We start from the raw sequence: 22,247 nt of genomic DNA, 5'->3' as shown, positions 1-22,247 counted from the left end.
TAACCAAAAGGACCAAAAACCATGGAATTCAGACAGTTGGGCCGATCCGGCCTGAAAGTACCCGTATTCAGCTTTGGCACCGCCACCTTTGGCGGCACCACTGAATTTTTCAAAGTCTGGGGTGATACCGACGTAAAGGCCGCCAGCCGCCTGATCGATATTTGCATGGAGGCCGGCATTAACTTTTTCGACACCGCCAACATTTATTCCGCCGGTGCATCGGAAGAGGTTCTGGGCGCAGCCATCAAAGGCCGCCGTCATGACATGCTTATTTCCACCAAGGCGACGTTCAGCATGGGCGATGGCCCGAACGACAAGGGATCATCCCGCTTCCATCTGATCAAAGCGTGTGAAGACAGTTTGAAACGTCTGGGCACCGATCACATCGATCTGTATTTCATGCACGGGTTTGACGCCCTGACCCCGGTTGAGGAAACATTGCGCGCGTTGGACGACCTGATCACGGCGGGCAAGATCCGGTATATCGGCTGCTCCAACTTTTCGGGCTGGCATGTGATGAAATCGCTGGCCGCGTCGGAGAAAGATGGATTGGCGCGTTATGTTGCGTATCAAGGATATTATTCCCTCGCCAACCGCGATTATGAATGGGAATTGATGCCGCTGGCCCAGGATCAGGGGCTGGGCACGATGGTCTGGAGTCCGCTGGGCTGGGGCCGCCTGACCGGAAAAATCCGCCGCGGACAAAAACCGACCGAGGGCCGCATGGCCAGCGAATCCGGTGCCGTCGGTGGGCCAGAGGTCAACGAAGAGCATCTGTATAACATCGTTGATGTTCTGGACGAGATCGCCAAAGAAACCGGAAAAACCATTCCGCAGGTCGCGTTGAACTGGCTGAGCACACGCCCGACCATTTCCAACATTGTGATTGGTGCCCGGACCGAAGACCAGTTGCGCCAGAATTTGGGCGCATTGGGTTGGACGTTACGCGCCGATCAAATTGAACGGTTGGACAATGTCAGCCATAAAACCCCGGCCTATCCCTACTGGCACCAAATGGGGTTTGATGAACGCAACCCGAAACCAGTGAAATGGTAAAATTTCCTTCCCCAAGCAAAAACGCCCCGGACACTGGGGCGTTTTTTTGATGTGCTTTTTCTGGGGCGTTTTTGTAATACGATGATTAAACCGCGACGCTTTCGATCACACCACACAGATCATTGACCACCGTTTCGACCAGGGATTGATCATCCCCCTCGGCCATCACACGGATCAACGGTTCGGTGCCGGATGCGCGGACCAACAAGCGGCCTTCTTTCACCAATTTGGCCTCGGCGCTTTCAATCGCGGCCTTCACCGCGTCATGATCCAGCGGCTTGTGCCCTTTCTGGAAGCGGACGTTTTTCAAAATCTGGGGCACCGGCGTGAAAATGTTCAGCGCGGTTGATGCCGGGAAGCTTTGCTGTTTCAGTGCGGCCAGAATTTGCAAGCCCGCCAGCAATCCATCCCCCGTCGTGCCGAAATCGGACATGATAATGTGGCCGGATTGTTCCCCGCCCAGATTATACCCATCGGCGCGCATGCGTTCGACAACGTGACGGTCGCCCACTGGCGTGCGGATCAAATCCATACCCAGCGTTTTCAAATAGCGTTCCAGCCCCAGATTGGACATGACGGTGGCGACAACACCATTGCCGCGCAATGTTCCATTGGTCTGACCCGAGCGGGCGAGCAGCGCCATCAATTGGTCGCCATCTACACGCTGGCCACGCTCATCCACCATGATGATGCGGTCGGCATCGCCATCGAGCGCGATACCAATATCGGCTTTCTCGGCCACAACGCGGTCCTGCAACGCTTGCGTGGCCGTGGCCCCGCATTTGTCATTGATGTTGCGGCCATTCGGGGTCACGCCCATGGCGATAACTTCGGCCTCCAGCTCCCACAGAACTTGCGGCGCGATTTTATAGGCCGCACCGTTGGCGCAATCGACAACGATTTTCAGGCCTTCAAGGCTCATACCCTTGGGGAAGCTGCTTTTGATAAATTCGATATAGCGGCCCGGTGCATCTTCCAGACGGCTGGCCTTGCCAATGCGATCGGCCGGGGCCAGTTCGGCGGACAGGTCAGGCGTATCAATGCGTGCCTCGATCGCCTCTTCCAACGCATCGGGCAGCTTATAGCCATCGGCACCGAACAATTTAATGCCGTTATCTTCATACGGATTGTGGGATGCGGAAATCATCACCCCGACATCGGCGCGCAGAGAGCGCGTGAGCATGGCAATCCCCGGCGTCGGGATCGGGCCGACCAGAATGACCTCCATCCCCATCGCCACGAAACCGGCGGCCATCGCTTCTTCCAGCATATAGCCGGACAGGCGTGTGTCCTTGCCGATAATGGCGCGGTTTTGATGCAGCCCCCCCTGATCCGCACGGATGGACGCGGCGGCGGCCATGGCCACCTTCAACGCCATATCGGCGGTCATCGGGAACGTGTTGGCGCGACCGCGGATACCGTCGGTACCGAAATATTTACGGGCCATTCTGACTTATGCCCCTTGCGGCTTGATGGAGCCCAGATCGATATCGCCACCCGTCGGAACGGATGAATGCGGACGATCATCGGTTTCATCCGGGCCCGTGTCGCGGATGATGGCTTCACCGCGCAGGACGGCCTTGATCTCTTCCCCGCTCAGCGTTTCATATTCCAGCAACGCCTTGGCCAGCGTGTGCAGTTGATCCAGATGTTCGGTCAGTTTGTCATGGGCACGTTTGTATGCGACTTCCACAATCTTGCGCACTTCGGAATCAATCACCGATGCGGTTTGTTCCGACATGTTTTTGGATTGCGTGACGGAGTGGCCCAGGAACACTTCTTCCTGATTGGCACCATAATGCAACGGGCCCAGATTTTCGTTGAAGCCCCATTCGGTGACCATGCGACGCGCCATATCCGTTGCAAAACGAATATCGCTGGACGCGCCCGTTGTGACCTTTTCCTTGCCGAAGATCAGTTCTTCGGCCACGCGGCCACCCATGGCGACGACCAGATCGGCTTTCAGCTTGTCATACGCAACGGACAGACGGTCCCCTTCCGGCAGGCGCATCACCATACCCAGCGCGCGACCGCGCGGGATGATCGTTGCCTTGTGGATCGGGTCGGATTCCGGTTCATGGATGGCCAGAATGGCGTGACCGGCTTCGTGATAGGCGGTCAGGTTCTTTTCCTTGTCGGACATGGCCATGGACCGACGTTCCGTGCCCATCATCACCTTGTCCTTGGCATCTTCGAATTCTTCCATGCCGACAACACGTTTGCCACGGCGCGCGGCCAGCAACGCGGCCTCGTTCACCAGGTTGGCGAGATCGGCACCGGAGAAGCCCGGCGTCCCGCGCGCAATCACCATGGATTGAACGTTTTTCGCCAGCGGCACTTTCTTCATGTGTACGCTCAGGATTTTATCGCGGCCATTCACATCCGGCAGCGGCACAACGACCTGACGGTCGAAACGGCCCGGACGCAGCAAGGCCGGGTCCAGAACGTCCGGACGGTTGGTTGCAGCAATCAGGATCACGCCTTCGCTCGCTTCGAACCCGTCCATTTCAACCAGCAACTGGTTGAGGGTTTGTTCGCGTTCGTCGTTCCCGCCGCCCAGGCCCGCGCCACGATGGCGGCCCACGGCATCGATCTCATCAATGAAGATGATACACGGCGCATTCTTCTTCGCCTGTTCGAACATGTCGCGCACACGCGATGCACCAACACCAACGAACATTTCAACGAAGTCAGAACCAGAGATGGTAAAGAACGGCACGTTGGCTTCACCCGCGACCGCACGCGCGATCAGGGTTTTACCCGTACCCGGCGGGCCGACCAGCAATGCGCCCTTCGGAATTTTACCACCCAGACGTTGGAATTTTTGCGGGTCTTTCAGGAACTCGACAATTTCTTCCAGCTCCGTCTTGGCTTCCTCAATCCCGGCGACGTCATCAAACGTGATGCGGCCATGCGCTTCGGTCAACATACGGGCGCGGGACTTGCCAAAGCCCATGGCACCGCCGCCACCCTTGCCCTGCATCTGGCGCATGAAGAAAATCCACACACCGATCAGCAACAGCATCGGGAACCAGGACAGCAAAACGCCCATCAGGCTGACCTTGCCGGTATCATCTTTTTCGGCGGTAATGCGAACGCCCGTGGTGGCCAGACGGTCAACCACGTTTTCATTGTTCGGAACCAGAACGCGGAACGCGCGGCCATCAGCGCTGTAATGCCCGGTGATTTCCTGCCCCTTGATGGTGACATCGGAAATACGGCCACCGCCGGCATCGGCCATGAAGTCGCTATAGGCCAGCGTATCACCGCTCATACCGCCCGTGGTCGCGGTCTTGCCGCCTTGAAACACATTGAACAGGAACGCCAGCGTTACGCCAACGGCCAGCCAGAACAGCAGGTTACGGCCAAAATTGTTCACAGTGATTGCTCCGCCTCTACGTTATTGAAAATGCGTGGTTTTGCACGCTTTCGAACTCTACAGGATATGTAGCACATTTGTCCAAGCAAACAAGCGGCGCACAGCCGCTAAAACGCGCAGATTCGCTTGGTTTTATGCTGTTTTTTCGCCTTCGCGTGTGATCCGCAGGCGATCCCCGCCACCCGGCGCGCGGCGCAACAGAACACCGCCCAACGTCGCCGCCCGGAAATCATGATCGGCGAAGATTTGATCAACGATCTCCTCCAGCCGGTCCAGACGGGGGCCAAACCCTTCACGATCGATTGTAACATGGTCACAGGCCCGGCGGATAACACGCAGGCGGATATCATCCGGCCACGTGGCCAACAGGTGCAGATCGATCATGATGGTATCGTTCTGGGCCGTAACCACCTGCGCCCACGCTTGATCCGTGAAATGGTCCAGAGCCGCCCGCGCCCGGCCCATACGGCGAGCCGTGGTGGCCAGACGTTTTTCGCTCAGCCCCTCCGCCGCCAGAACGTCCAAGCTTTGACGCAAACGAATGCGGGCAAAGGCCGGATTCTGGTTGGATGGATCGGTGACGAAAGGAATATTTTGGTTCACGCACCACGCCGTCAAATCATCCTTGGCCACATCCAGCAGGGGACGCAGGATGCGCACCGCACCCGATGGTGATGATGTTTGTTCGTGAATGGCGGCCAGCCCATCCAGCCCGCTGCCCTTCGCCAGACGAAACAAAAACGTTTCCGCCTGATCCGTGCGATTATGGGCGACCCACACATTATCAATGTCACGCGCCGCGCAGAATTGTTCCAGCAAGCGATAGCGCGCGGCCCGCGCCGATTCCATGATCGCGCTGTCCGGTTTTTCGCCGTCCCAACGCAGGATGTGGTGATGCACATTATGCAGGGTCGACACCCACGCCCCGACCTGTCGCGCTTCATCCGCAGAATTGGCGCGCAAGCCGTGATCAACCGTCACAGCATGAATGATTGTACGCGCAGGGCGAGCACGCGCCAGAAGATGCAGCAACGCCATGCTGTCCGGCCCACCGGACAGCGCGACAACAATTTGATCACGTTGAATATTGTTACGAACGACAGGCAGAATCCCAAACCACGCCGTCAATTCATCCGGCGTTTCAGGATTCACAGGCACGTTTAGGGATTGCATTGCAGTTTCGCCATTTCCTGATCGCCTTGCGTCAGGACAGGCACGGCACCGGACGGATATTGCTTGCGCAATTGCCCCAGCGCGATGCACGCTTCTTTCGTCTTGCCCAAACCAGCCAGAGACAGGCCGAGTTTCAGCAGGTTGTCCGGCCCCTTGGCCCCTTTCGGGAATTTTTGGAACCCTTCGGCGAAGATACGCGCCGCGGATTCATAATCATTCTGCGCGTAATAGGTTTCACCTAGCCAGTATGTCGCATTGGCGGCCAGATTATGATCCGGATTTTCGTTCAGGAATTTTTCGAACCCGGCGCGGGCCTTGGCAAAATCACGGCTGCGCACAGAGGCGAAAGATTCTTCATACAACGCTGCGGGTGTACCGGCCGTAACAGCCTGACCCGTCGGGGCCGTAACGGCCGATCCCAATTGCCCCGATGTCGGTGCATTCACCGGTGCGGGCGCATTCGGATCCGTCACGGAAAAATTATCATTTTGCGCAGGCACATCAACCACGCCATCCATATCGCTGGGCGATGGTGTGGTTTGTTGTTCCGGATATCCGATCATGCCATTGCGCGGGGCCGGTGTTGGTGCAACCGGTGCGGACAGGGATGCGTTTTTCAACTGCGTCACTTCGTCACGCAGGCGCTCCATCTGGTAATTCTGTTCTTCAACCTTGCCGGTCAGAACGCGGAGGTCTTCCTCCATCTGCGTCAGGCGCAGTTGCAATTCGGCCTGTGCCGTTTGATCAGCGGATGCACCGAACGCGCCGGGCGGCGGTGTTTCGCCCTTGAAAATCGCGCGAGATAAAGTTTGGATTTCATTTTCAATCCGGGTTAGGCGTGCTTGCGTATCGCCGCCCCCCGATTGTGCGAAAGCCGGCGCGAAAACCGCGCCGGCCATCACTGTAACAAGAAGGGTGGAAAGAACGGTCTTACGGATCGATTGACGACCGGAATGACGGATAATCACGCGCTTTCCTTCCTTATGTTCTGTTCTTATTCAACAACCGTCACGCCGCGACGGTTTTGTGCCCAGGCTTCCGGTGTGGAGCCCAGTACAGCCGGCTGTTCCTTGCCGTAGCTGACCGTGCGGATACGGGCCGGGGAAACACCCATGGCCGTCAGGTAGTTTTTAACCGAGTTTGCGCGACGCTCACCCAGAGCCAAGTTGTATTCGCGTGTACCGCGCTCGTCCGCGTGACCTTCGATCACAACGTTGACGTTCGGGTAACGGCCCATCCAGTCAGCTTGCATTTTCAGCAGGTTTTGTGCTTCCGGGGTCAGGTCGATGCGGTCATAGCCGAAGAAGACGCGGTCACCGATGTTTACAACCAGATCCTGTTGCGTGCCCGGGATCGGACCGTTCATGTCTTGATAGGAACCATCCAGCGCACCGGGGGTCATGGTGTCGTTTGCGCCAACGCGCACTTCACCAACTTCAGCTTGATCATCTTTGGAAGAACAAGCAGCCAGAGACAAGCCCATAGCGGACACCAGCAGCAGATTACGGACGAACATGGGACGACTCCTCGAATTCTTATGAATGGTTCAGGTTGTTTGAGCGACGCAGAATCACGCCCCCAGAGAGCTAATACAGAATCTTTTATTCGGTTCCCCAGACACTTGCAAGGGCCGAACAGGTCCATCACATAACATATTCTGGACATTTTTAAGGCAAGGGCGCGGCGCTTTGCGGGCACAGCCCGCCACAGCCAAATTATGAAAACAAGTCAGTTTAGAATATCCCGCACCTGAAACAGAAGCATTTCCGCATCCTGCCGATCCTGCGGACTGGGTGCGCGCGGGATATACGCCTCCAGCGCCGCGACCGCATCATTCAGCCGCCCGGTCCGCGCATACAAGACCCCTGCATCCAATAGCAGGCGAACCTCGTCCGGATCGAAGGCGCGCATGGCCTCAACCGCATTCAGCGCCCCTTCGTAATCTTCGGCTTCGATACGGCGCAATTTTATATTGTTTTGTAACCGCACCAGAATGGTTCGGTTATCCGCCGGGTTGTAATAATCGGCCGAGAGTTCCGCATTCGGCCCCAATGTCTGTTTCACCAATTGGCGCAGATCGGGGGCCTGTAAAATTTTACATCCGTTGAACGGATCAAAAATCACGCGCACCGCACCGTCATCCATCCGGCAGACAAAATGGCCGGGAATATTCAACCCCTGCACCGCCCACCCAATGCGACGCCCCACCGCGATGCACAGAATGGCCAATGTAATCGGCATGCCACGACGTCGATCAATGGTGCGGATCAGGCTGGCATTTTGCAAATCATCATACTGGTCGCGATCCCCGTCATAGCCATATTGATCGCAAATAATATGTTTCAGCGCCGCAATTTTTGTGTCCGGTGTGTCCCCCGCCCCGGCGTCAATCAACGCGGCGAAGCGGTCACGCACATCATCGGACAAACGGCGCAGATGGCTTTCATATTGGTCCAGCGTAATCCCCGGCTGGTCCAGCGCCGCCAGCAACAAGGCCGTGCCCGCCAGATCAATCCCCCCATCCGGCAACGCCCCCAATCCGCGCAGATGATTCATAACATCCGCCGGATTATCGGTACGTAATGCAGAGATGGGGGATTGGTTCATTGATTATGCGCCCGCTCTTATTGTTGGCCCGCCTGTGACACGATGGGCTCGCCCAGCATCTTGGCATAGCTGACCACCTGTTTCACGCCACGAATATTTTTGGCCAGCGCAATCACACGGTCCAATTCGGCCTGATCCCGCGCCACACCCATGATGTAAACCGTGCCATCCACCGTATCGATGGAATAGTTGATGGACAGGATATTTCGGTCAAACGTCATGGATGTACGCATGTTCGTGGAAATCCACGCATCGTTCGCATAGCTGACAAACCCCGCGCTTTCATCCACGCGAATTTCGTTGATGACCTGCTTCACCCCGTCGATCTGCCAGACCAGACGCACGGCTTCAACACGGTGATCGGGGTTCTGCACAATACCGGTCAACAGCACGCGCCCCTGATCCACGGTCAGGCCGACCTTGCGGAACATGTCCACATCGTGACGGAACCAGCTTTCGTTAATTTGTGTACGAATACGGACATCGGTGGCCGCGCCACTGATTCCGCCCTCGCCCGCGGCGGCAATACCCACAGTGGCGCCCGCGCCCGTGGCCACACCCAACGGCGAACACGCCCCCAGCGCCAGAACAGTCGCGCAGGCAAAAACCATAAAAACAGATGAGGTGGAATTTTTCATGATGGTGACCCCAATGATTGTAGAAACACGTTAGAGCGCGCCGGATATATCCCACGCGTTCCTAATATGACGCAAGGAAAAGGGCGGAACAATGGCAATCACGTCAAAACGCGGATCAAATTCGCGCCGTAGCCGCGCCATGTAATATTGCGCCGCCCGCACAATCCGCCCGCGTTGTGTCGGCGAAATGGATTCCAGCGCCGTGACCATATCCATCCGGCTCTTCACCTCGACAAAGACCAGATTTTTTCCGCGGCGGGCCACAATGTCAATTTCCCCGACCGGGGTGCGGCAACGCCGCTCCAGAATGCGATAACCGCGCACACGCAGATAAACCGCGGCCCAAAATTCCGCGTTCATACCCCGGCGATAGCGATCCGGTTCGGTCTTCTTCATTCATCGCGTCCCTGTTTCGACACAATCAGCGCGCGTTCATAAATTTCCTTTTTCGGGCGGCCCGTCTGCTCCGCCACAAACGCGGCGGCATCCTTGACCCGCATGCTGTCCAGCGCAGATGTAATCATCGCATCAATCGCCGCATCATCCATTTCAACATGATCGGGTGCCCCGGATACGACCAGAACGATTTCCCCCTTCGGCGCGCCTCCCGCCGTGTAATGGGCAATCAATTCGGAAATTTTTCCGCGGCGGGATTCTTCGAACATTTTTGTGATTTCGCGCACCACAGCGGCATCGCGGTCGCCCAGAACATCCCGCATATCAATCAATGAATCCAACAGGCGCGGTGCGGTTTCAAAGGCCAGCAAGGTCGCGGGACTGTGCGCCCAGCGCTGCCATTCCTTTTTGCGTGCGACCGATTTGGACGGCAAAAAACCGATGAAGCAAAACGCATCACTGGGCAGGCCAGACAATTGCAAGGCCGTCAGCGGCGCGTTCGCGCCGGGCAGGCTGGTGACCATGATGCCCAAATCCTGGGCATCACGAACCAGTTTATAGCCCGGATCGGACACCAATGGCGTACCAGCATCGGACACCAGCGCCATGGATTCGCCATTCGCCAGACGGCTGAGGATCGCGGCCCGCCCCTTATTTTCGCTGTGATCGTTTAGAACCAGCAGCGGCTTGTTCGGAATGCCGTGGGCCTGAAGCAATTTGGCGGTCACGCGGGTGTCTTCACATATAATCGTATCCACGGCGGTCAAAACATCCAGCGCCCGCAGCGTCATGTCGCGCAGGTTACCGATGGGTGTTGAAACCAGATACAGGCCAGACGGCAGGGAAACGGGGTGCAGTGTTTTCATACTTCTATATATAAGCGACAAAACCCGGCCTTTATAGCCCTTTGTGAGTATGCTAGGCTCTGCGCCACACCGCGGCATCTCCCAAAAAGGGGACTTTTCACATGTTTCAGCGTCTTTCCGTTCTGTTTTTTATGATTTTTACGGCGGCCACCCTGTTGACCGCCTGCGGATCATCATCCTCCAGCCCGTGGACCCGCCCGACGACGCAGGCCCCGGCCAGCGAAGCCCCGGGTTCTTTGGACGCGCGGGGTCAATGGCTGAACACCGATCCGCAAACCGGGGTACAAACGGACGCTTTGTTGAACCAGCCGGGGGATAGCACGGGCACATTCACCCCGCCGCCCGCCGCGATTCCAATGCAAAACCTGCCCCCGGTGAAGGTGGCCTTGCTGGTGCCGCTGTCCGGCCAGGGCAAGGAAGTGGGCGAAGCGATTATGAACGCCGCGCAACTGGCGCTGTTCGATGTCGGCTATGACGCTTTTGAATTGATGCCGCGTGACACGCACGGCACAGCCCAGGGCGCATCCGCCGCCGCCGAAAGCGCCGCCCGCGATGGCGCGCAACTGATTTTGGGCCCGCTGTTCGCCGATGAAGTGCGCGCGGTCAAAAGCGTAGCCAATCGCTATAACCTGAACGTCATCGGATTTTCGACGGATTGGAAACTGGCCGGGGGCAACACCTTCCTGATGGGCTTTATGCCGTTTGGCCAGGTCCAGCGCGTTGTTGATTACGCCGCCACACGCGGTATCCGCAATGTTGGCGTCATGATTCCGGACAGCGAATATGGCCAGATGGTGTACAGCGCCTTCCAAAACCGGGCCCCGGTTGTTGGTATGCAGATGACATCATCCATGCGCTTCACCCCCGGCGACAAAAACATGACCGATGCAGTCAAGCAATTCAGCCAGTATGACCTGCGTCACACCTCCGGCGCGCCGGCCCCGTTTGAAGCCGTTATGATTCCGGCCGGTGGAACCGATGCACGGGCGCTGGCCAACCTGCTCACCTATTTCGACATGCCGCCGCAACAGGTGCGCCGTATCGGAACGGGGCTGTGGGATGATGTCACGCTGGCGTCGGACAAAAACCTGCAGGGTGCATGGTTTGCCGCGCCGGAACCGTCGGCCCTGTATACGTTCAACACCAAATACCGTAACGCCTATGGCATCACGCCGCCGCGCGTCGCAACGCTGGGCTATGATGCCGCCGCACTGGCCGTCGTTCTGGCCCGCAATGGCCACATGACGCAAGGAGCTCCCGCCTTTGACTGGAATTCCATTATGAACCCGAACGGGTTTGCGGGATTGGACGGTATTTTCCGTTTCCGCCCGGATGGATTGGTGGATCGCGGCCTGGCCGTTTTGGAATATCGGAATGGCCAGATCGTGGTGGTCGATCCCGCCCCCAAAACATTCCAAAGCCCGATCCAGCAAAGCAGCGTGATCCAGTAACAATAAAAAAGGCGGCCCGGTTGGAGCCGCCTTTTTCTTATGAGGAATTTTTGCTTAGGCTGCTTTCTTTTTCGCCTTGGCGGTCTTCGTGTCGAAGATGCTGCGAACGTTGCCCAGCCAGCGGGTGAAGGATGCACCACCGCCCGTGGCCACAGCCGCCGTTGCACGGCGCGCAGCACGATGTTCGGACAGCAGATTTTCAATACCGACATAAACCTGTTTCGGAATATTCACACCGCAGGCTTTTTCCAGGCCCTTAAAGCCCGGGAACACATTGGCTTCGCACACGGTGTAATGACCATCATCCGTGAACAACAGGTCAATACCCGCAATATCCGCGCCCAGGGCACGGGCGGTTTTCACCGCAATCCATTCGGCTTCGGCATCGGGTTCAAATTTCGCGACCGATCCACCCAGAGAGTAGTTGGCCTTGAAGCTGCCATTGCCGGAACGACGTTCCATCGCACCGATAACCTTGCCATCAACCACGAACAAACGCAGGTCACGGCCCGATGATGCGGCGACAAATTTCTGCATGATCAACTGCACACCGGAACTGGTTTCGCCGATGAACGCCATCATGTCGGTAAATTCGTTTTCGTTGTTCAGCAGGAAAACCCCGCTGCCCTGTGTGCCCAGAACGGTTTTCACAACAACCGGGAAGCCCAGGTGTTTTTCAACCATTTTCACATCGACCGGGAATTTGGCCAGCATCGTGGTCGGGGTCGGGATGTTGTGTTGGGCCAGAACCTGGTGCGTGTGCAATTTGTCGCATACGCATTCAATGGTCGCGGCATCGTTCATGACCAGAACGCCCTGGCGTTCCATTTCACGAATAACGGCCAGGCAGAAATACATGTTTTCGTTACGCGCCAGATAGGGGAAGCACACATCCGGCAAAGCGGTTTTGACGCCGTCGATCAGGATGCTGGGTTCCGCATCACCATCGGCGACCAGAATTTCGAATTGGTTGGGTTTGTAGACGGTCACATCATGGCCGAGCTTTTTGCCCTCTTCCATATAACGCAGCGTTTCAAACGCTTCGGGGGTGTCGAGGTCACGCTCGTAAATAAACCAGATTTTCATGTGTCGAGTACGTCCTGTGTTTTTTGGTTAACAATTGGGCGGTCCGCTGGTTACGCTACGTCTATTCTGGGCGGGCCGCCGCCTGATGGTCTCGTCGAATACGCCTAAGTGGTTTGGCCATCACGCCATGCACAGTCTTCGATGGCCCCGTTTATACCTGAAAACACCGTCCCCGCCAAACAGGACAAGGCTTTTCATTTATTTTCAATGCCTTAGATGACAAAATTATTCTGGAAAATAACTGAATTGTGGCGATTTGCGGGCACGTCACAGAATCTGTGCAGATTTCCCCTCAAGCACTTGCGCTGGCGCGCTGGCTATGGATTCATGCCCCCTCGCCCAAAATCGGATACAGGGCGTATCGTTTTCACATTCTGACACTTATATATGACCGACCAAGGATCCCTTATGTCACACGCCTACGCCCTGAACCAGATTCACACCGATGCCGCGATGGACACCCCCATGAGCGAGGGCGGATTGCACGCCCCGCAAGCCCCCATCCCGGCAAAATCCGGTCGCCCGCGCAGCGAGGAATCCCGCAAAGCCATTCTGGACGCCACCCGTCGCCTGATGTTGCACACACCATTGCGTGATTTGTCGATCGAGGCGATTGCGCGCAAGGCCGGCGTCGGCAAAACCACCATCTACCGCTGGTGGCCGAACAAGGTCGCGGTGGTGATTGAGGCGTTTTCCGATCAATTGGATCTGCACACCCCCAACCTGACCGACCTGTCGATGACCATGACGGACGCGCTGATGGGTCAGGTTGATAAAATGATCCGCCATTTGCGTGGCCGCAACGGCCGCATCATCGCCGACATCATGGCCGAGGCCCAGGCCGATGAAGGCGTGATGGCCCTGCTTCAGGCTTTTTACATGGACACACGCAAACAGACCCTGCAACACATCGTGTACCAAGGCCAGCGCAGCGGTGAATTTGCCGCCGTCATCGCCCCGGATATTGCCGCCGATATGATTATGGGCCCTGTATTTTTCCGCCTGTTGACCACGCGGGACGGGTTGGATGACCGTTTTATTGAGGATTACCCGGTCACGGTTTTGAATATGATCCGGGGGGCTTAGGGGTGAAAAAACTTCTGACACGAATGTTTAACTCCATTCTAGGCTTGGGAAACGACACCACCACGCCGGACCACGGGCGGGCAGCGTTACAAACCATCCCCCCTGTGACGAATGAAGAATTGCAGAGCTTGAACGAAAAATGGGCCGCGACCCCGTTTATTCAGCTCGGCTGTTTTATGAGCGCCCTGAACGACCAGAGCAAAGCCCTACCCCGCACGGATAACCCGCTGGACAGTGGCAGCAGCATCTATTTCAGGACGCTCAGCAGCTTTCAATCCCGTATGGAGCGCGGGGAGATTGGTTTTTTCCTGCCCCGCCCGGGCGTTTACAATTATCCGGAACAGGACATGTTCTTCCCGGAACATTGTTACATTCATATTGGCGATCTGGTCCGCATGGCCCGGGAAAGCCGCGATAGCGGTGACCTGCGCCGGGCCCATGTTTTTATTGCGGCATTGAAAGTGGCCGCGGAAAACAGCATACCCCACGATGGCGAAAAGCTGGCGGCATCGCGTTACTTCTATGAAGATGGCAAATGCGCGCGTGGCCGTTATTATTCCAGCGCGTATGAATGCGGCGGTTCTTTCGCGCTCGTCCTGCGCCACCGCGATGGCGGCAAGGCCGCGCGCCTGAACCCTTCAAGCACAGGGCCAAACCTGCCCAAACCACAATAATAATTAAAGGACCCGCAAAATGACCGCAGCATCGAGCCCCAAAACCGATGAGAGCATCACCAACCTGACAGCGGAAGTTCTGGACATTGATCCCGCCGCATTGAAAAGCTGGATCGAACACGCATCCGACTGGACCGTTGCCAATGTGCTGACCCTGGACACGGCGATTGAAGCGATCATTATCCTGGCGGCGATTTCCGTTGGGTTTATGATCGACAAAATATCGTCGGCCAAGCTGGCCCAGGTGATCAACCGCCTGCACGCCCCCCATATCGTCAAACGCGTATTGCAGAAAATTCGAAAATCTCTGGCCCCGGTCAGCATCTTTATCCTGCTATCCTTGTGCCTGACGTTCCTGCCCTCCATGATACCGGATATCCGGCTGGGTCTGGTTGACGCGGTCACACGTTTGACGGCGGCCTGGATCGTGATCCGACTGGTGGTTCAGATCGTTCATAACCCGACAATGCGGAATGTGATCGCCTTTATCACATGGTCGATTGCCGCGCTCAGCATCTTTGGTTTTCTCGATGATACGGTTGAGGCCCTGAATGCGACATCACTGACCATCGGCGATTTCCAGTTGACCGCTTTGACTGTTGTCAAATGCCTGTTTGCAACCATGATCATGGTTTATATCGCATCCAGCATTTCACGCACGGTGGAACGCCGTTTGATTAACATTCCGGCGATGACCAGCGGGTCACGCCTGTTGATTGGGAAAATTGTTCGCATCGTCCTGACCATTCTGGCGGTTATGATCGGGCTGACCATGGCGGGGGTTAATTTGTCGGCTTTGGCCGTCTTCTCTGGTGCCGTGGGCATCGGGGTGGGTCTGGGCCTGCAACGCGGTGTGTCCAACCTGTTTACGGGCATGATGTTGCTGATGGATCGCACCATCCAGCCCGGCGATGTGATTGAACTGTCCACCGGCGGAATTGGCACCGTGAAGCAGATGGGCTCGCGATGCACCGAGGTCATTACGCTGGATCGTCGATCATACCTGATCCCGAATGAGGAATTGGTCACACAGCCCGTCATTAACTGGTCCCGTGGTGGGCGGGAAAGTCTGGTCAGCGTTGTCTTCGGCGTGGATTACAGCCACAATCCGCACCAGATTATCACCTTGGCCAGGGCCACAACGGACGGGCATCCCCGTATCCTGCAATTCCCGGAACCGTCCTGCCTGTTTACAGGGTTCGGGGACAATTCACTGGATTTCCAATTGAATTTTTGGATTGCCGATCCGGAAAATGGCACGGCTGGGATCAAAAGCGAAATTCTTCTGGCCCTGTGGGATGTGTTTGATCAACACGATATTAAAATCCCCTATCCCCACCGGGAAGTGTTCATCCATAATAAATCATAATAAAAAAACCCGCCATTGTTGGCGGGTTTTTTGTTCGTCTGACGAATGATTAGGCCGCTTTTGCCAAATCCTGATCCATCGCGACCGCGCCATCAACAATAGCAGCGGCGGCGTTGATCACGGCGGCGATACGCACAGCGGCTTGAACCTCGGCTTTGTCAACGCCGGCTTTCATCAAAATGGCATCGTGGGCGTTCACACAGAAACCACAGCCATTGATCGCGGATACCGCCAACGACCACAATTCAAAATCGGCCTTGTCCACGCCCGGGTTGCCAATCACATTCATGCGCAGTTTGGCCGGCATGGTTTTGTAATCGGCATTTTCGGCCATCCCGACAAATTTGTAATACACATTGTTCATCGCCATGATCGCGGCGGCGGCACGGGCGGCATTTAACGCCTCCGGCGACAATTTCGTTGCGGCTTCGGCTTCGACCAGACGGATAATATCCGCATTCCGCGCCCCATGGGCACAGGCCACGAACGTGCCCCATTTGCGTTGGTCATTCAGCGTTTCTTCGGACGCCAACGTGGACAGGTTCAGGCGAATATCCTTCGCAAAATCGGGGATCATGTTTTGAATGGCTTCAATGCTCATCATCTACTCCTTGCATTTACAGTTTGAACCGATGCGGAAGGTCGGCGCAGGTATGAACCAACCTTCCTGACCGATTCAAAGCATCAATTAAGCGGCTTTGAGATCGATAACGTCGCCGCCAACCGGGCGGTTGCACGGGCACAGTTCGTCCGTTTGCAAAGCGTCCAGAACGCGCAGCGTTTCTTTCGGGTTACGACCAACGTTCAGGCCGTTCACGGTGACGTGTTGGATCACGTTGTGCGGATCAACAACGAAGGTCGCGCGCAAGGCTACGCCCGCATCGTAATCACGAATGCCCAGGCCATCGACCAGGGACCCGTTGGTGTCGCCGAAGCTCCACTGATCCAGGTTGGCCAGGTCTTTGTGTTCACGGCGCCAGGCCAGTTTGCAGAATTCGTTGTCCGTGCTGCCGCCCAGAACGACGCAATCACGATCCGCGAAGTCTTTGTTCAGTTTCGCGAATTCAACGATTTCGGTCGGGCACACGAAGGTGAAATCTTTCGGGTAGAAGAAAATGACTTTCCATTTCCCTTCGAAGCTATCCTGCGTGATGGTTTCGAACGCGGATTCACCGTTTTCTTCGTGCTTCATGAATTTCGGTTTTACACCGGTGACGGAAAAATCCGGGAGACGATCGCCAATACCGAGCATTGTGCTGTTCCTTCTTGGTTTTAAGGTGGGTTGAAATCATAGGCACCATGCCCCCTTCGCGCCCGCGAAATCAAGCGAGAATTTTCATTGCTATTGATCGTTTTTTTCGATAAATAAACCCCATCCCCTGAAAATAAAGGCAAACCATGAAGACACTGCCCAGCCTGCGGCAATTACAATATCTGTTAGCATTGTCGGAGACCCTGTCGTTTAGCCGGGCGGCGAAGCTGTGCCATGTGACGCAATCAACATTGAGCGCGGGGATTCGCGATCTGGAGGCCATTCTGGGCCAGCCCGTTGTGGAGCGCACCAGCCGACGGGTCACACTGTCGACCTTCGGGCGCGATGTGTTGCCCTATGCGCGCGCGACACTGGATCAGGCAGAGAAGCTGGTCGATCAGGCCCGCGCCCGCCGGACGCCACTGACCGGGGCCTTGCGGCTGGGCGTTATTCCCACCATCGCCCCCTATCTTCTGCCCGACATTCTGCCCGGCCTGCACGCCGATTACCCGGCACTGGACCTGCACCTGCGCGAGGATATGACGGCCCGGCTGATCACCGCGCTGGACCGCAATGACATTGACGCCGCGTTGATTGCGTTGCCATATGAATCAAACGGCATGGTGCAGATGGAGTTATTTTCCGAACCCTTCGTCCTGGTCCAGGCCGCCGATCAAGTGCCGACCATGCCCCGGCGCATTACACTGGACACGCTGAAAGACCAAGCCATCCTGTTGCTGGAAGACGGGCATTGCCTGCGCGATCACGCTCGCGAGGCCTGCCGCCTGCAAGACCATGCGAAGGAAAAGACGTTCAGCGCCACCAGCCTGCCGACCTTGTTACAGATGGTCCAGCACGGGTACGGGGCCACCCTGTTGCCCGCCATGGCCGTGCGGGCCGGGTTTTTGCCCCAGGGGCTTCAAATTCATGAATTTAACGCCCCGGCCCCCCAACGGAAAATCGGGCTGGTTTGGCGGCAAAATAGCGCCCGCGGGGCGGAATTTCGCCTGTTGGGCCAGCATATTGCCGCAAATGTTGAACAGAAAAGCCAAGCGGGGTATAGGTAAGGCCCCCATTCCATGGTGATGAAAATGACGAACACATACCCGTATAAAATTGCGGCCCTGTACCGCTTTGTTGCCCTGTCTGATATCCCGGCTCTGAAGGACCGCGTTGCGGCCGAATGCACCCGGCTGAACATCTGTGGCACATTGTTGATCGCCCCCGAAGGGATCAACGGCACCATTGCCGGCGCGCCCGATGATCTGGATGCGATTGTCGATTTTCTGGACGGATTGTTCGCCGTGCGTCAGGGCGAATTGAAATATTCCCATGCATCGGACAAGCCATTCAAACGCATGAAGGTGCGTCCGAAAAAAGAAATCATCACCATGAAACAACCGGACGCCGACCCGACGAAACTGGTCGGCACCTATGTCGCGCCGAAAGATTGGAACGCGATCATCAGCGACCCGGATGTTGTTGTTCTGGACACCCGCAATCAATACGAAACCGCCGTGGGCACGTTCCGCGGGGCCGTGGACCCGAAAACGGAATTTTTCACGGAATTTCCGGATTTTGTGCAGAAACATCTCGACCCGGCAAAACATAAGAAGGTCGCCATGTATTGCACCGGCGGCATTCGATGCGAAAAAGCATCCAGCTATATGCTGTCCCAAGGGTTTGAAGAGGTGTACCACCTGAAGGGTGGCATTTTGCAATATCTGGAAGATGTTCCCGCCGAAGAATCATTGTGGGATGGCGGGTGTTTCGTGTTCGACCAGCGCGTCGCCGTCACCCATGGCCTGAAAGAGGGCACATGGGATATCTGCCTCGGCTGCGGCCATCCGCTGGCCCCGGAAGAGCACGCCCATGAAGCGTACGAAGCGGGCGTGTCCTGCTCCCACTGCCATGAAGGCTTGAGCGAAGAACGCCGTAATATGTTGCGCCAGCGGCATAATTTCCTGATCCGCGAACGCGGCGAAGGCACACGGGCGTAATTTCCCCCCGATTTTGGGACTTCCGCCAAGTCATGGTACCCTGAGCACCATGACACAGGACACACGCACCGCGCATCTGGCGCACCAGGATCTTCTCCCCCTCAAACTGCCACGCCGCTTATGGCTGTGGATTTTGATTGGCCTTGTTACGGGTCTTGCCACGGGGTTGATCCTGTCCCCCGATGTGGGCGGTGTTTTGAACACCGATCAGGCCGTGCCGGTGGGCGAATGGCTGGCCTTGCCGGGCGTGATTTTTCTGGGCCTGATTCAAATGGTCATCATCCCGCTGATTTTCAGTTCGATCATTCTTGGCATTTGCCAGAGTGGGGAATTAAGTTTCCTGCGCCAGATTGGTTTGCGACTGGTGCCGTATTTCATACTGACCACAATCGTTGCCGTCGTCATTGGCATTACGATCAGCACGGTGATCCACCCCGGCAGCATGATTGACAGCGCCGACATGCAAAGCACACTGCATATCGCCGAACAACAAGCCGCCAGCCTGCAACAAAAAACGCTGGACGACCTGACAGTCCCGCAACGTATCGTCAATATGCTGCCTGTTAATCTGGCCGAGGCCAGCCTGCACCGCGACATGCTGAAAATCGTGATTGCGGCATTGATGTTTGGCGTGGCCATTTTATCCATGCCCGCCCGCACCGCACGCCCATTGATTGAAATCAGCGAATCCATCCAAGCCCTGACCATGCAGATTATCGGTTGGGCCATGACCATTGCACCGCTGGCCGTCTTCGGCCTGTTGGCCGACATCACCACCCGCACGGGCAAAGATGTGTTGGTCGGCATGGGCGGCTATGTCGTCACGATCCTGCTGGGGCTGGCCTGTATCATGGTGTTTTACATGATGATGGTGCGGTTCGTTGCCGGGCGATCCGTGATGGATTTTATGAAGGGCATTCGCGAGGCCCAATTGCTGGCCTTTTCATCATCCAGCTCGGCGGCAACTATGCCAGTGTCCATGCTGGTGGCGGAACGCAATCTGGGGATTCGCCCGTCTGTGACACAGGTGGTCATCCCGCTGGGGGCGACCATCAACATGGACGGCACCGCCATGTATCAGGCCGCCGCGGCCATTTTCCTGACCCAGGTTTTTGGCGTTGATCTCAGCCTCAACGAAACAATCTTGCTGGTTCTGACCACGGTTGGGGCGTCGATTGGCACGCCCGCCATTCCCGGTGTTGGTATTGTCGTGTTGGCCACAATTTTGACCGGCATTGGCGTTCCGCCCGCTGGTGTGGGATTGATTTTGGGTGTCGATCGTATTCTGGATATGTGCCGCACCGTGGTGAATATCAGCGGCGATCTGACCGCCTGCACCGTCATGGACCGGTGGGTTCCCCGTAAAGACACCTAAGCCTTTGGTATAAAAAGCGCATTTATACCGGGCTTGTAAAAAAGTCTTAAGACCTCATATCTATAATTATCTGATCGAAAAGAACGAAAAAGAATCAGAGTTTGAGGTGTGCATGACGACGGATTCCGACGCCAAACCATCCGGCATTAAAACCAGCCTGCTCGGCACGCTGGAACTGGCGCTGCTGATGCCGCAGGGCACGGACCGTTTTTCCAATGACCGTGATACGGCGCTCCGGTCTTTTATCGTTCCCGCCCTTTTATTTCCGGCCTCCTTGATCGCCGTTTACATGTCGCCCGGCGCCATGGCCGATACATCCACGAACACCATCGCCCTGCTCTATTCCCTGCGCCTGTTTGCGTCGTGGGTTTTGTTTTTCGGATTTGTGTATTGGATTTTGCGTGAAGTCGGACGGATGGATCATTTCTATCGTTTCGTCACCGCGAACAACTGGCTGACCGTTCCGGCCACGGCCATCTTTATTCCGGTCGCCTTTATGGTGATGGCGGGGTCGCACACAATGGCGGAACTTTACCCCTTTATGCTGTGCCTGATGGGCTACACCTATTTCTTTACGGCATTTATGGCGGCGCATGTGTTGCGCGTGCCGTTGGAATTCGCCGGATTTTTGGCCTTTATCGCCTTTGCGATTGACCGGGGTACGACCGATTTCGTGCAATGGGTCGGCGGCATTCTTTAATCCGCCGCTTTTTCCCCGCGGATACACCGCAAAGCCCACGCCGCCAAACGGCGGAACCGCCGCGGGCGCAGGCTGATGTAAATATGCGTCAACAGCATGGCAATCCACGCATAGGACAACACCGGCTCTGGCACGCCCAGAACCATGCCGCCAATACCGACAGCCCCCATCCCAATCCCGATCAGGCACAAAGCCGCCATGGTCCAGCCAACGCTGACCCCGGCATTCACGAAATGGTGGTGGAAGTGGTTCCGGTCGGCAGAAAATGGGTGACGCCCCTGCGCCACACGGCGGGCAAATTGCGCGCATGTATCAATGATGGGCAAAGCCAGAATCCAAGCGATTGAAATCGGTTGGATTACAGCCGTGTCGGGCTTGGCCAGCGTGATGCAGAACCATGCCAGGGCCAGGCCCAACGCCATGCTGCCCGAATCCCCCAGGAACACCGCCGCACGGGCGCGCAACGGATGGCGCATATTATAGGCCAGAAACCCAGCCAGCGCCGCCATCAACACCGCGACCTGCACCGCCGCATCATGAGCCCCGCCCAGCAGGCAGGCCACCAGCAACCATGCGAACGCGACAAAGCTTTTCCCGCCCGCCAAACCATCCAGCCCGTCAATCAGATTGATGGCATTGATCAACAAAACCGTGGCCACGACGGAAAACGGAATATCCATCCACCCCAGCCAGACATCGCCAAAGCCAAACAGATTGCCCAGCGACCCGACACGCGCGCCGCCGCCAATCACGATCAAGAACGCGGCGATAAATTGCGCAACGAATTTCCAGCGCGGCGAAATCGCAAAGCGATCATCCATCGCCCCGGCGAAGACGATGACGGCCAGACCTGCGATAAAATACAGGAAGGCGGAATCAATCAGGCCGGACGCAAACAGCACCGCCACAAAAACCGGGAACACGACCAGCCCACCAACGGGGGGGACAAGCCCGGCATGATCCTTGCGCCCGCCCGGCGCATCCACGAATCCGGTACGGATCGCCAGACGCGCCGCCGCCGGAACACCGACCAGCGCCGCCGCAAAGGCCACAAGGGCCCAGACCAAAATATCAATGGAATCGAAAACCATTTTAACGCTCTTTATGAAACCGGGCGCCAGTGTACCGCGCCGGGGGGG

At 56.7% G+C, this 22,247-nt stretch carries 22 protein-coding genes; 9 read left to right on the top strand and 13 right to left on the bottom strand.

The window, feature by feature from the left end:
* Window positions 1–21 precede the first annotated feature (21 nt).
* Window positions 22–1,056 carry an aldo/keto reductase gene (locus A11S_RS02405; protein ID WP_015466888.1) on the top strand — a complete coding sequence of 345 codons (1,035 nt, stop codon included), beginning with the start codon at window positions 22–24 and terminating at the stop codon, window positions 1,054–1,056.
* 85 nt (window positions 1,057–1,141) lie between these two features.
* Here the strand turns inward: A11S_RS02405 and glmM are convergent, their stop codons facing one another.
* The 9 genes from glmM to rsmI form a co-directional block, all read right to left on the bottom strand.
* A complete protein-coding gene (gene glmM / locus A11S_RS02400; RefSeq protein ID WP_015466887.1) occupies window positions 1,142–2,503 on the bottom strand; it encodes a phosphoglucosamine mutase in 1,362 nt (453 codons plus the stop codon).
* 6 nt (window positions 2,504–2,509) lie between these two features.
* Entirely contained in the window at window positions 2,510–4,435 is a 1,926-nt protein-coding gene (ftsH, locus tag A11S_RS02395; RefSeq protein WP_015466886.1) for an ATP-dependent zinc metalloprotease FtsH, read from the bottom strand.
* A gap of 132 nt (window positions 4,436–4,567) precedes the next feature.
* A complete protein-coding gene (gene tilS / locus A11S_RS02390) occupies window positions 4,568–5,608 on the bottom strand; it encodes a tRNA lysidine(34) synthetase TilS (protein WP_015466885.1) in 1,041 nt (346 codons plus the stop codon).
* Window positions 5,596–6,576 carry a tol-pal system protein YbgF gene (gene ybgF / locus A11S_RS02385; RefSeq protein WP_015466884.1) on the bottom strand — a complete coding sequence of 327 codons (981 nt, stop codon included), beginning with the start codon at window positions 6,574–6,576 and terminating at the stop codon, window positions 5,596–5,598. Before ybgF ends, tilS begins: the two co-directional genes overlap by 13 nt.
* Before the next feature lie 26 nt (window positions 6,577–6,602).
* Complete coding sequence (gene pal / locus A11S_RS02380; protein WP_015466883.1) at window positions 6,603–7,124, bottom strand: peptidoglycan-associated lipoprotein Pal; 522 nt, start codon at window positions 7,122–7,124, stop codon at window positions 6,603–6,605.
* A 212-nt stretch (window positions 7,125–7,336) separates the two neighbouring features.
* Window positions 7,337–8,215, bottom strand: a complete 879-nt coding sequence (locus tag A11S_RS02375) for a SirB1 family protein (RefSeq protein WP_015466882.1) — start codon at window positions 8,213–8,215, stop codon at window positions 7,337–7,339.
* A gap of 17 nt (window positions 8,216–8,232) precedes the next feature.
* Complete coding sequence (locus tag A11S_RS02370; protein WP_015466881.1) at window positions 8,233–8,853, bottom strand: BON domain-containing protein; 621 nt, start codon at window positions 8,851–8,853, stop codon at window positions 8,233–8,235.
* Window positions 8,854–8,883: 30 nt separating this feature from the next.
* Window positions 8,884–9,249 carry a YraN family protein gene (locus A11S_RS02365; RefSeq protein ID WP_015466880.1) on the bottom strand — a complete coding sequence of 122 codons (366 nt, stop codon included), beginning with the start codon at window positions 9,247–9,249 and terminating at the stop codon, window positions 8,884–8,886.
* A complete protein-coding gene (rsmI, locus tag A11S_RS02360; RefSeq protein ID WP_015466879.1) occupies window positions 9,246–10,115 on the bottom strand; it encodes a 16S rRNA (cytidine(1402)-2'-O)-methyltransferase in 870 nt (289 codons plus the stop codon). Before rsmI ends, A11S_RS02365 begins: the two co-directional genes overlap by 4 nt.
* A gap of 101 nt (window positions 10,116–10,216) precedes the next feature.
* Here rsmI and A11S_RS02355 point away from each other — a divergent pair, with 101 nt between their 5' ends.
* Complete coding sequence (locus tag A11S_RS02355; RefSeq protein WP_015466878.1) at window positions 10,217–11,566, top strand: penicillin-binding protein activator; 1,350 nt, start codon at window positions 10,217–10,219, stop codon at window positions 11,564–11,566.
* Between the two features lie 54 nt (window positions 11,567–11,620).
* Here A11S_RS02355 and A11S_RS02350 read toward each other — a convergent pair whose 3' ends face one another.
* The gene (locus A11S_RS02350; protein WP_015466877.1) at window positions 11,621–12,652 is read right to left on the bottom strand and encodes an ATP-grasp domain-containing protein; all 1,032 of its coding nucleotides are present in this window, start codon (window positions 12,650–12,652) and stop codon (window positions 11,621–11,623) included.
* A gap of 408 nt (window positions 12,653–13,060) precedes the next feature.
* Between A11S_RS02350 and A11S_RS02345 the strand changes: the two genes are divergently transcribed.
* The 3 genes from A11S_RS02345 to A11S_RS02335 are packed head-to-tail and all read left to right on the top strand — an operon-like array spanning window position 13,061 to window position 15,781.
* Window positions 13,061–13,738, top strand: coding sequence for a TetR/AcrR family transcriptional regulator (locus A11S_RS02345; protein WP_015466876.1), 678 nt, complete (start codon window positions 13,061–13,063; stop codon window positions 13,736–13,738).
* Between the two features lie 2 nt (window positions 13,739–13,740).
* Window positions 13,741–14,412: a hypothetical protein gene (locus tag A11S_RS02340; RefSeq protein WP_148285087.1), complete on the top strand. Its 672-nt coding sequence runs from the start codon at window positions 13,741–13,743 to the stop codon at window positions 14,410–14,412.
* Between the two features lie 19 nt (window positions 14,413–14,431).
* Entirely contained in the window at window positions 14,432–15,781 is a 1,350-nt protein-coding gene (locus tag A11S_RS02335) for a mechanosensitive ion channel family protein (protein ID WP_015466874.1), read from the top strand.
* A gap of 49 nt (window positions 15,782–15,830) precedes the next feature.
* Here the strand turns inward: A11S_RS02335 and A11S_RS02330 are convergent, their stop codons facing one another.
* Together A11S_RS02330 and A11S_RS02325 are read right to left on the bottom strand one after the other, a co-directional pair.
* A complete protein-coding gene (locus tag A11S_RS02330; protein ID WP_041802359.1) occupies window positions 15,831–16,382 on the bottom strand; it encodes a carboxymuconolactone decarboxylase family protein in 552 nt (183 codons plus the stop codon).
* A gap of 87 nt (window positions 16,383–16,469) precedes the next feature.
* Window positions 16,470–17,033, bottom strand: coding sequence for a peroxiredoxin (locus A11S_RS02325; protein WP_015466872.1), 564 nt, complete (start codon window positions 17,031–17,033; stop codon window positions 16,470–16,472).
* Window positions 17,034–17,179: 146 nt separating this feature from the next.
* Between A11S_RS02325 and A11S_RS02320 the strand changes: the two genes are divergently transcribed.
* The 4 genes from A11S_RS02320 to A11S_RS02305 all read left to right on the top strand — a co-directional run bounded on the left by A11S_RS02320 (window position 17,180) and on the right by A11S_RS02305 (window position 21,108).
* Window positions 17,180–18,100 carry a hydrogen peroxide-inducible genes activator gene (locus A11S_RS02320; protein ID WP_015466871.1) on the top strand — a complete coding sequence of 307 codons (921 nt, stop codon included), beginning with the start codon at window positions 17,180–17,182 and terminating at the stop codon, window positions 18,098–18,100.
* A gap of 12 nt (window positions 18,101–18,112) precedes the next feature.
* The gene (gene trhO / locus A11S_RS02315; protein WP_015466870.1) at window positions 18,113–19,033 is read left to right on the top strand and encodes an oxygen-dependent tRNA uridine(34) hydroxylase TrhO; all 921 of its coding nucleotides are present in this window, start codon (window positions 18,113–18,115) and stop codon (window positions 19,031–19,033) included.
* A gap of 49 nt (window positions 19,034–19,082) precedes the next feature.
* Complete coding sequence (locus A11S_RS02310; RefSeq protein WP_015466869.1) at window positions 19,083–20,408, top strand: dicarboxylate/amino acid:cation symporter; 1,326 nt, start codon at window positions 19,083–19,085, stop codon at window positions 20,406–20,408.
* Between the two features lie 112 nt (window positions 20,409–20,520).
* Window positions 20,521–21,108: a hypothetical protein gene (locus tag A11S_RS02305; RefSeq protein WP_015466868.1), complete on the top strand. Its 588-nt coding sequence runs from the start codon at window positions 20,521–20,523 to the stop codon at window positions 21,106–21,108.
* Here the strand turns inward: A11S_RS02305 and A11S_RS02300 are convergent.
* Window positions 21,105–22,199: an MraY family glycosyltransferase gene (locus A11S_RS02300; protein ID WP_015466867.1), complete on the bottom strand. Its 1,095-nt coding sequence runs from the start codon at window positions 22,197–22,199 to the stop codon at window positions 21,105–21,107. The two genes, A11S_RS02305 and A11S_RS02300, sit on opposite strands and share 4 nt — an antisense overlap.
* Window positions 22,200–22,247: the final 48 nt, after the last annotated feature.

The organism is Micavibrio aeruginosavorus EPB (assembly GCF_000348745.1).
Lineage (GTDB): Bacteria > Pseudomonadota > Alphaproteobacteria > Micavibrionales > Micavibrionaceae > Micavibrio > Micavibrio aeruginosavorus_A.
This window is presented reverse-complemented; position numbering and strand designations above follow the sequence as displayed.

What these genes read in the sequence shown, in the direction of transcription:
- A11S_RS02330 (WP_041802359.1), bottom strand. Translation starts at nt 16,382, where the DNA reads ATGAGCATTGAAGCCATTCAAAACATGATCCCCGATTTTGCGAAGGAT.
- pal (WP_015466883.1), bottom strand. Translation starts at nt 7,124, where the DNA reads ATGTTCGTCCGTAATCTGCTGCTGGTGTCCGCTATGGGCTTGTCTCTG.
- rsmI (WP_015466879.1), bottom strand. Translation starts at nt 10,115, where the DNA reads ATGAAAACACTGCACCCCGTTTCCCTGCCGTCTGGCCTGTATCTGGTT.
- A11S_RS02310 (WP_015466869.1), top strand. Translation starts at nt 19,083, where the DNA reads ATGACACAGGACACACGCACCGCGCATCTGGCGCACCAGGATCTTCTC.
- trhO (WP_015466870.1), top strand. Translation starts at nt 18,113, where the DNA reads ATGGTGATGAAAATGACGAACACATACCCGTATAAAATTGCGGCCCTG.
- A11S_RS02350 (WP_015466877.1), bottom strand. Translation starts at nt 12,652, where the DNA reads ATGAAAATCTGGTTTATTTACGAGCGTGACCTCGACACCCCCGAAGCG.
- A11S_RS02320 (WP_015466871.1), top strand. Translation starts at nt 17,180, where the DNA reads ATGAAGACACTGCCCAGCCTGCGGCAATTACAATATCTGTTAGCATTG.
- glmM (WP_015466887.1), bottom strand. Translation starts at nt 2,503, where the DNA reads ATGGCCCGTAAATATTTCGGTACCGACGGTATCCGCGGTCGCGCCAAC.
- A11S_RS02305 (WP_015466868.1), top strand. Translation starts at nt 20,521, where the DNA reads ATGACGACGGATTCCGACGCCAAACCATCCGGCATTAAAACCAGCCTG.
- A11S_RS02335 (WP_015466874.1), top strand. Translation starts at nt 14,432, where the DNA reads ATGACCGCAGCATCGAGCCCCAAAACCGATGAGAGCATCACCAACCTG.
- A11S_RS02355 (WP_015466878.1), top strand. Translation starts at nt 10,217, where the DNA reads ATGTTTCAGCGTCTTTCCGTTCTGTTTTTTATGATTTTTACGGCGGCC.
- A11S_RS02370 (WP_015466881.1), bottom strand. Translation starts at nt 8,853, where the DNA reads ATGAAAAATTCCACCTCATCTGTTTTTATGGTTTTTGCCTGCGCGACT.
- A11S_RS02325 (WP_015466872.1), bottom strand. Translation starts at nt 17,033, where the DNA reads ATGCTCGGTATTGGCGATCGTCTCCCGGATTTTTCCGTCACCGGTGTA.
- A11S_RS02300 (WP_015466867.1), bottom strand. Translation starts at nt 22,199, where the DNA reads ATGGTTTTCGATTCCATTGATATTTTGGTCTGGGCCCTTGTGGCCTTT.
- A11S_RS02405 (WP_015466888.1), top strand. Translation starts at nt 22, where the DNA reads ATGGAATTCAGACAGTTGGGCCGATCCGGCCTGAAAGTACCCGTATTC.
- A11S_RS02365 (WP_015466880.1), bottom strand. Translation starts at nt 9,249, where the DNA reads ATGAAGAAGACCGAACCGGATCGCTATCGCCGGGGTATGAACGCGGAA.
- A11S_RS02345 (WP_015466876.1), top strand. Translation starts at nt 13,061, where the DNA reads ATGTCACACGCCTACGCCCTGAACCAGATTCACACCGATGCCGCGATG.
- tilS (WP_015466885.1), bottom strand. Translation starts at nt 5,608, where the DNA reads ATGCAATCCCTAAACGTGCCTGTGAATCCTGAAACGCCGGATGAATTG.
- A11S_RS02375 (WP_015466882.1), bottom strand. Translation starts at nt 8,215, where the DNA reads ATGAACCAATCCCCCATCTCTGCATTACGTACCGATAATCCGGCGGAT.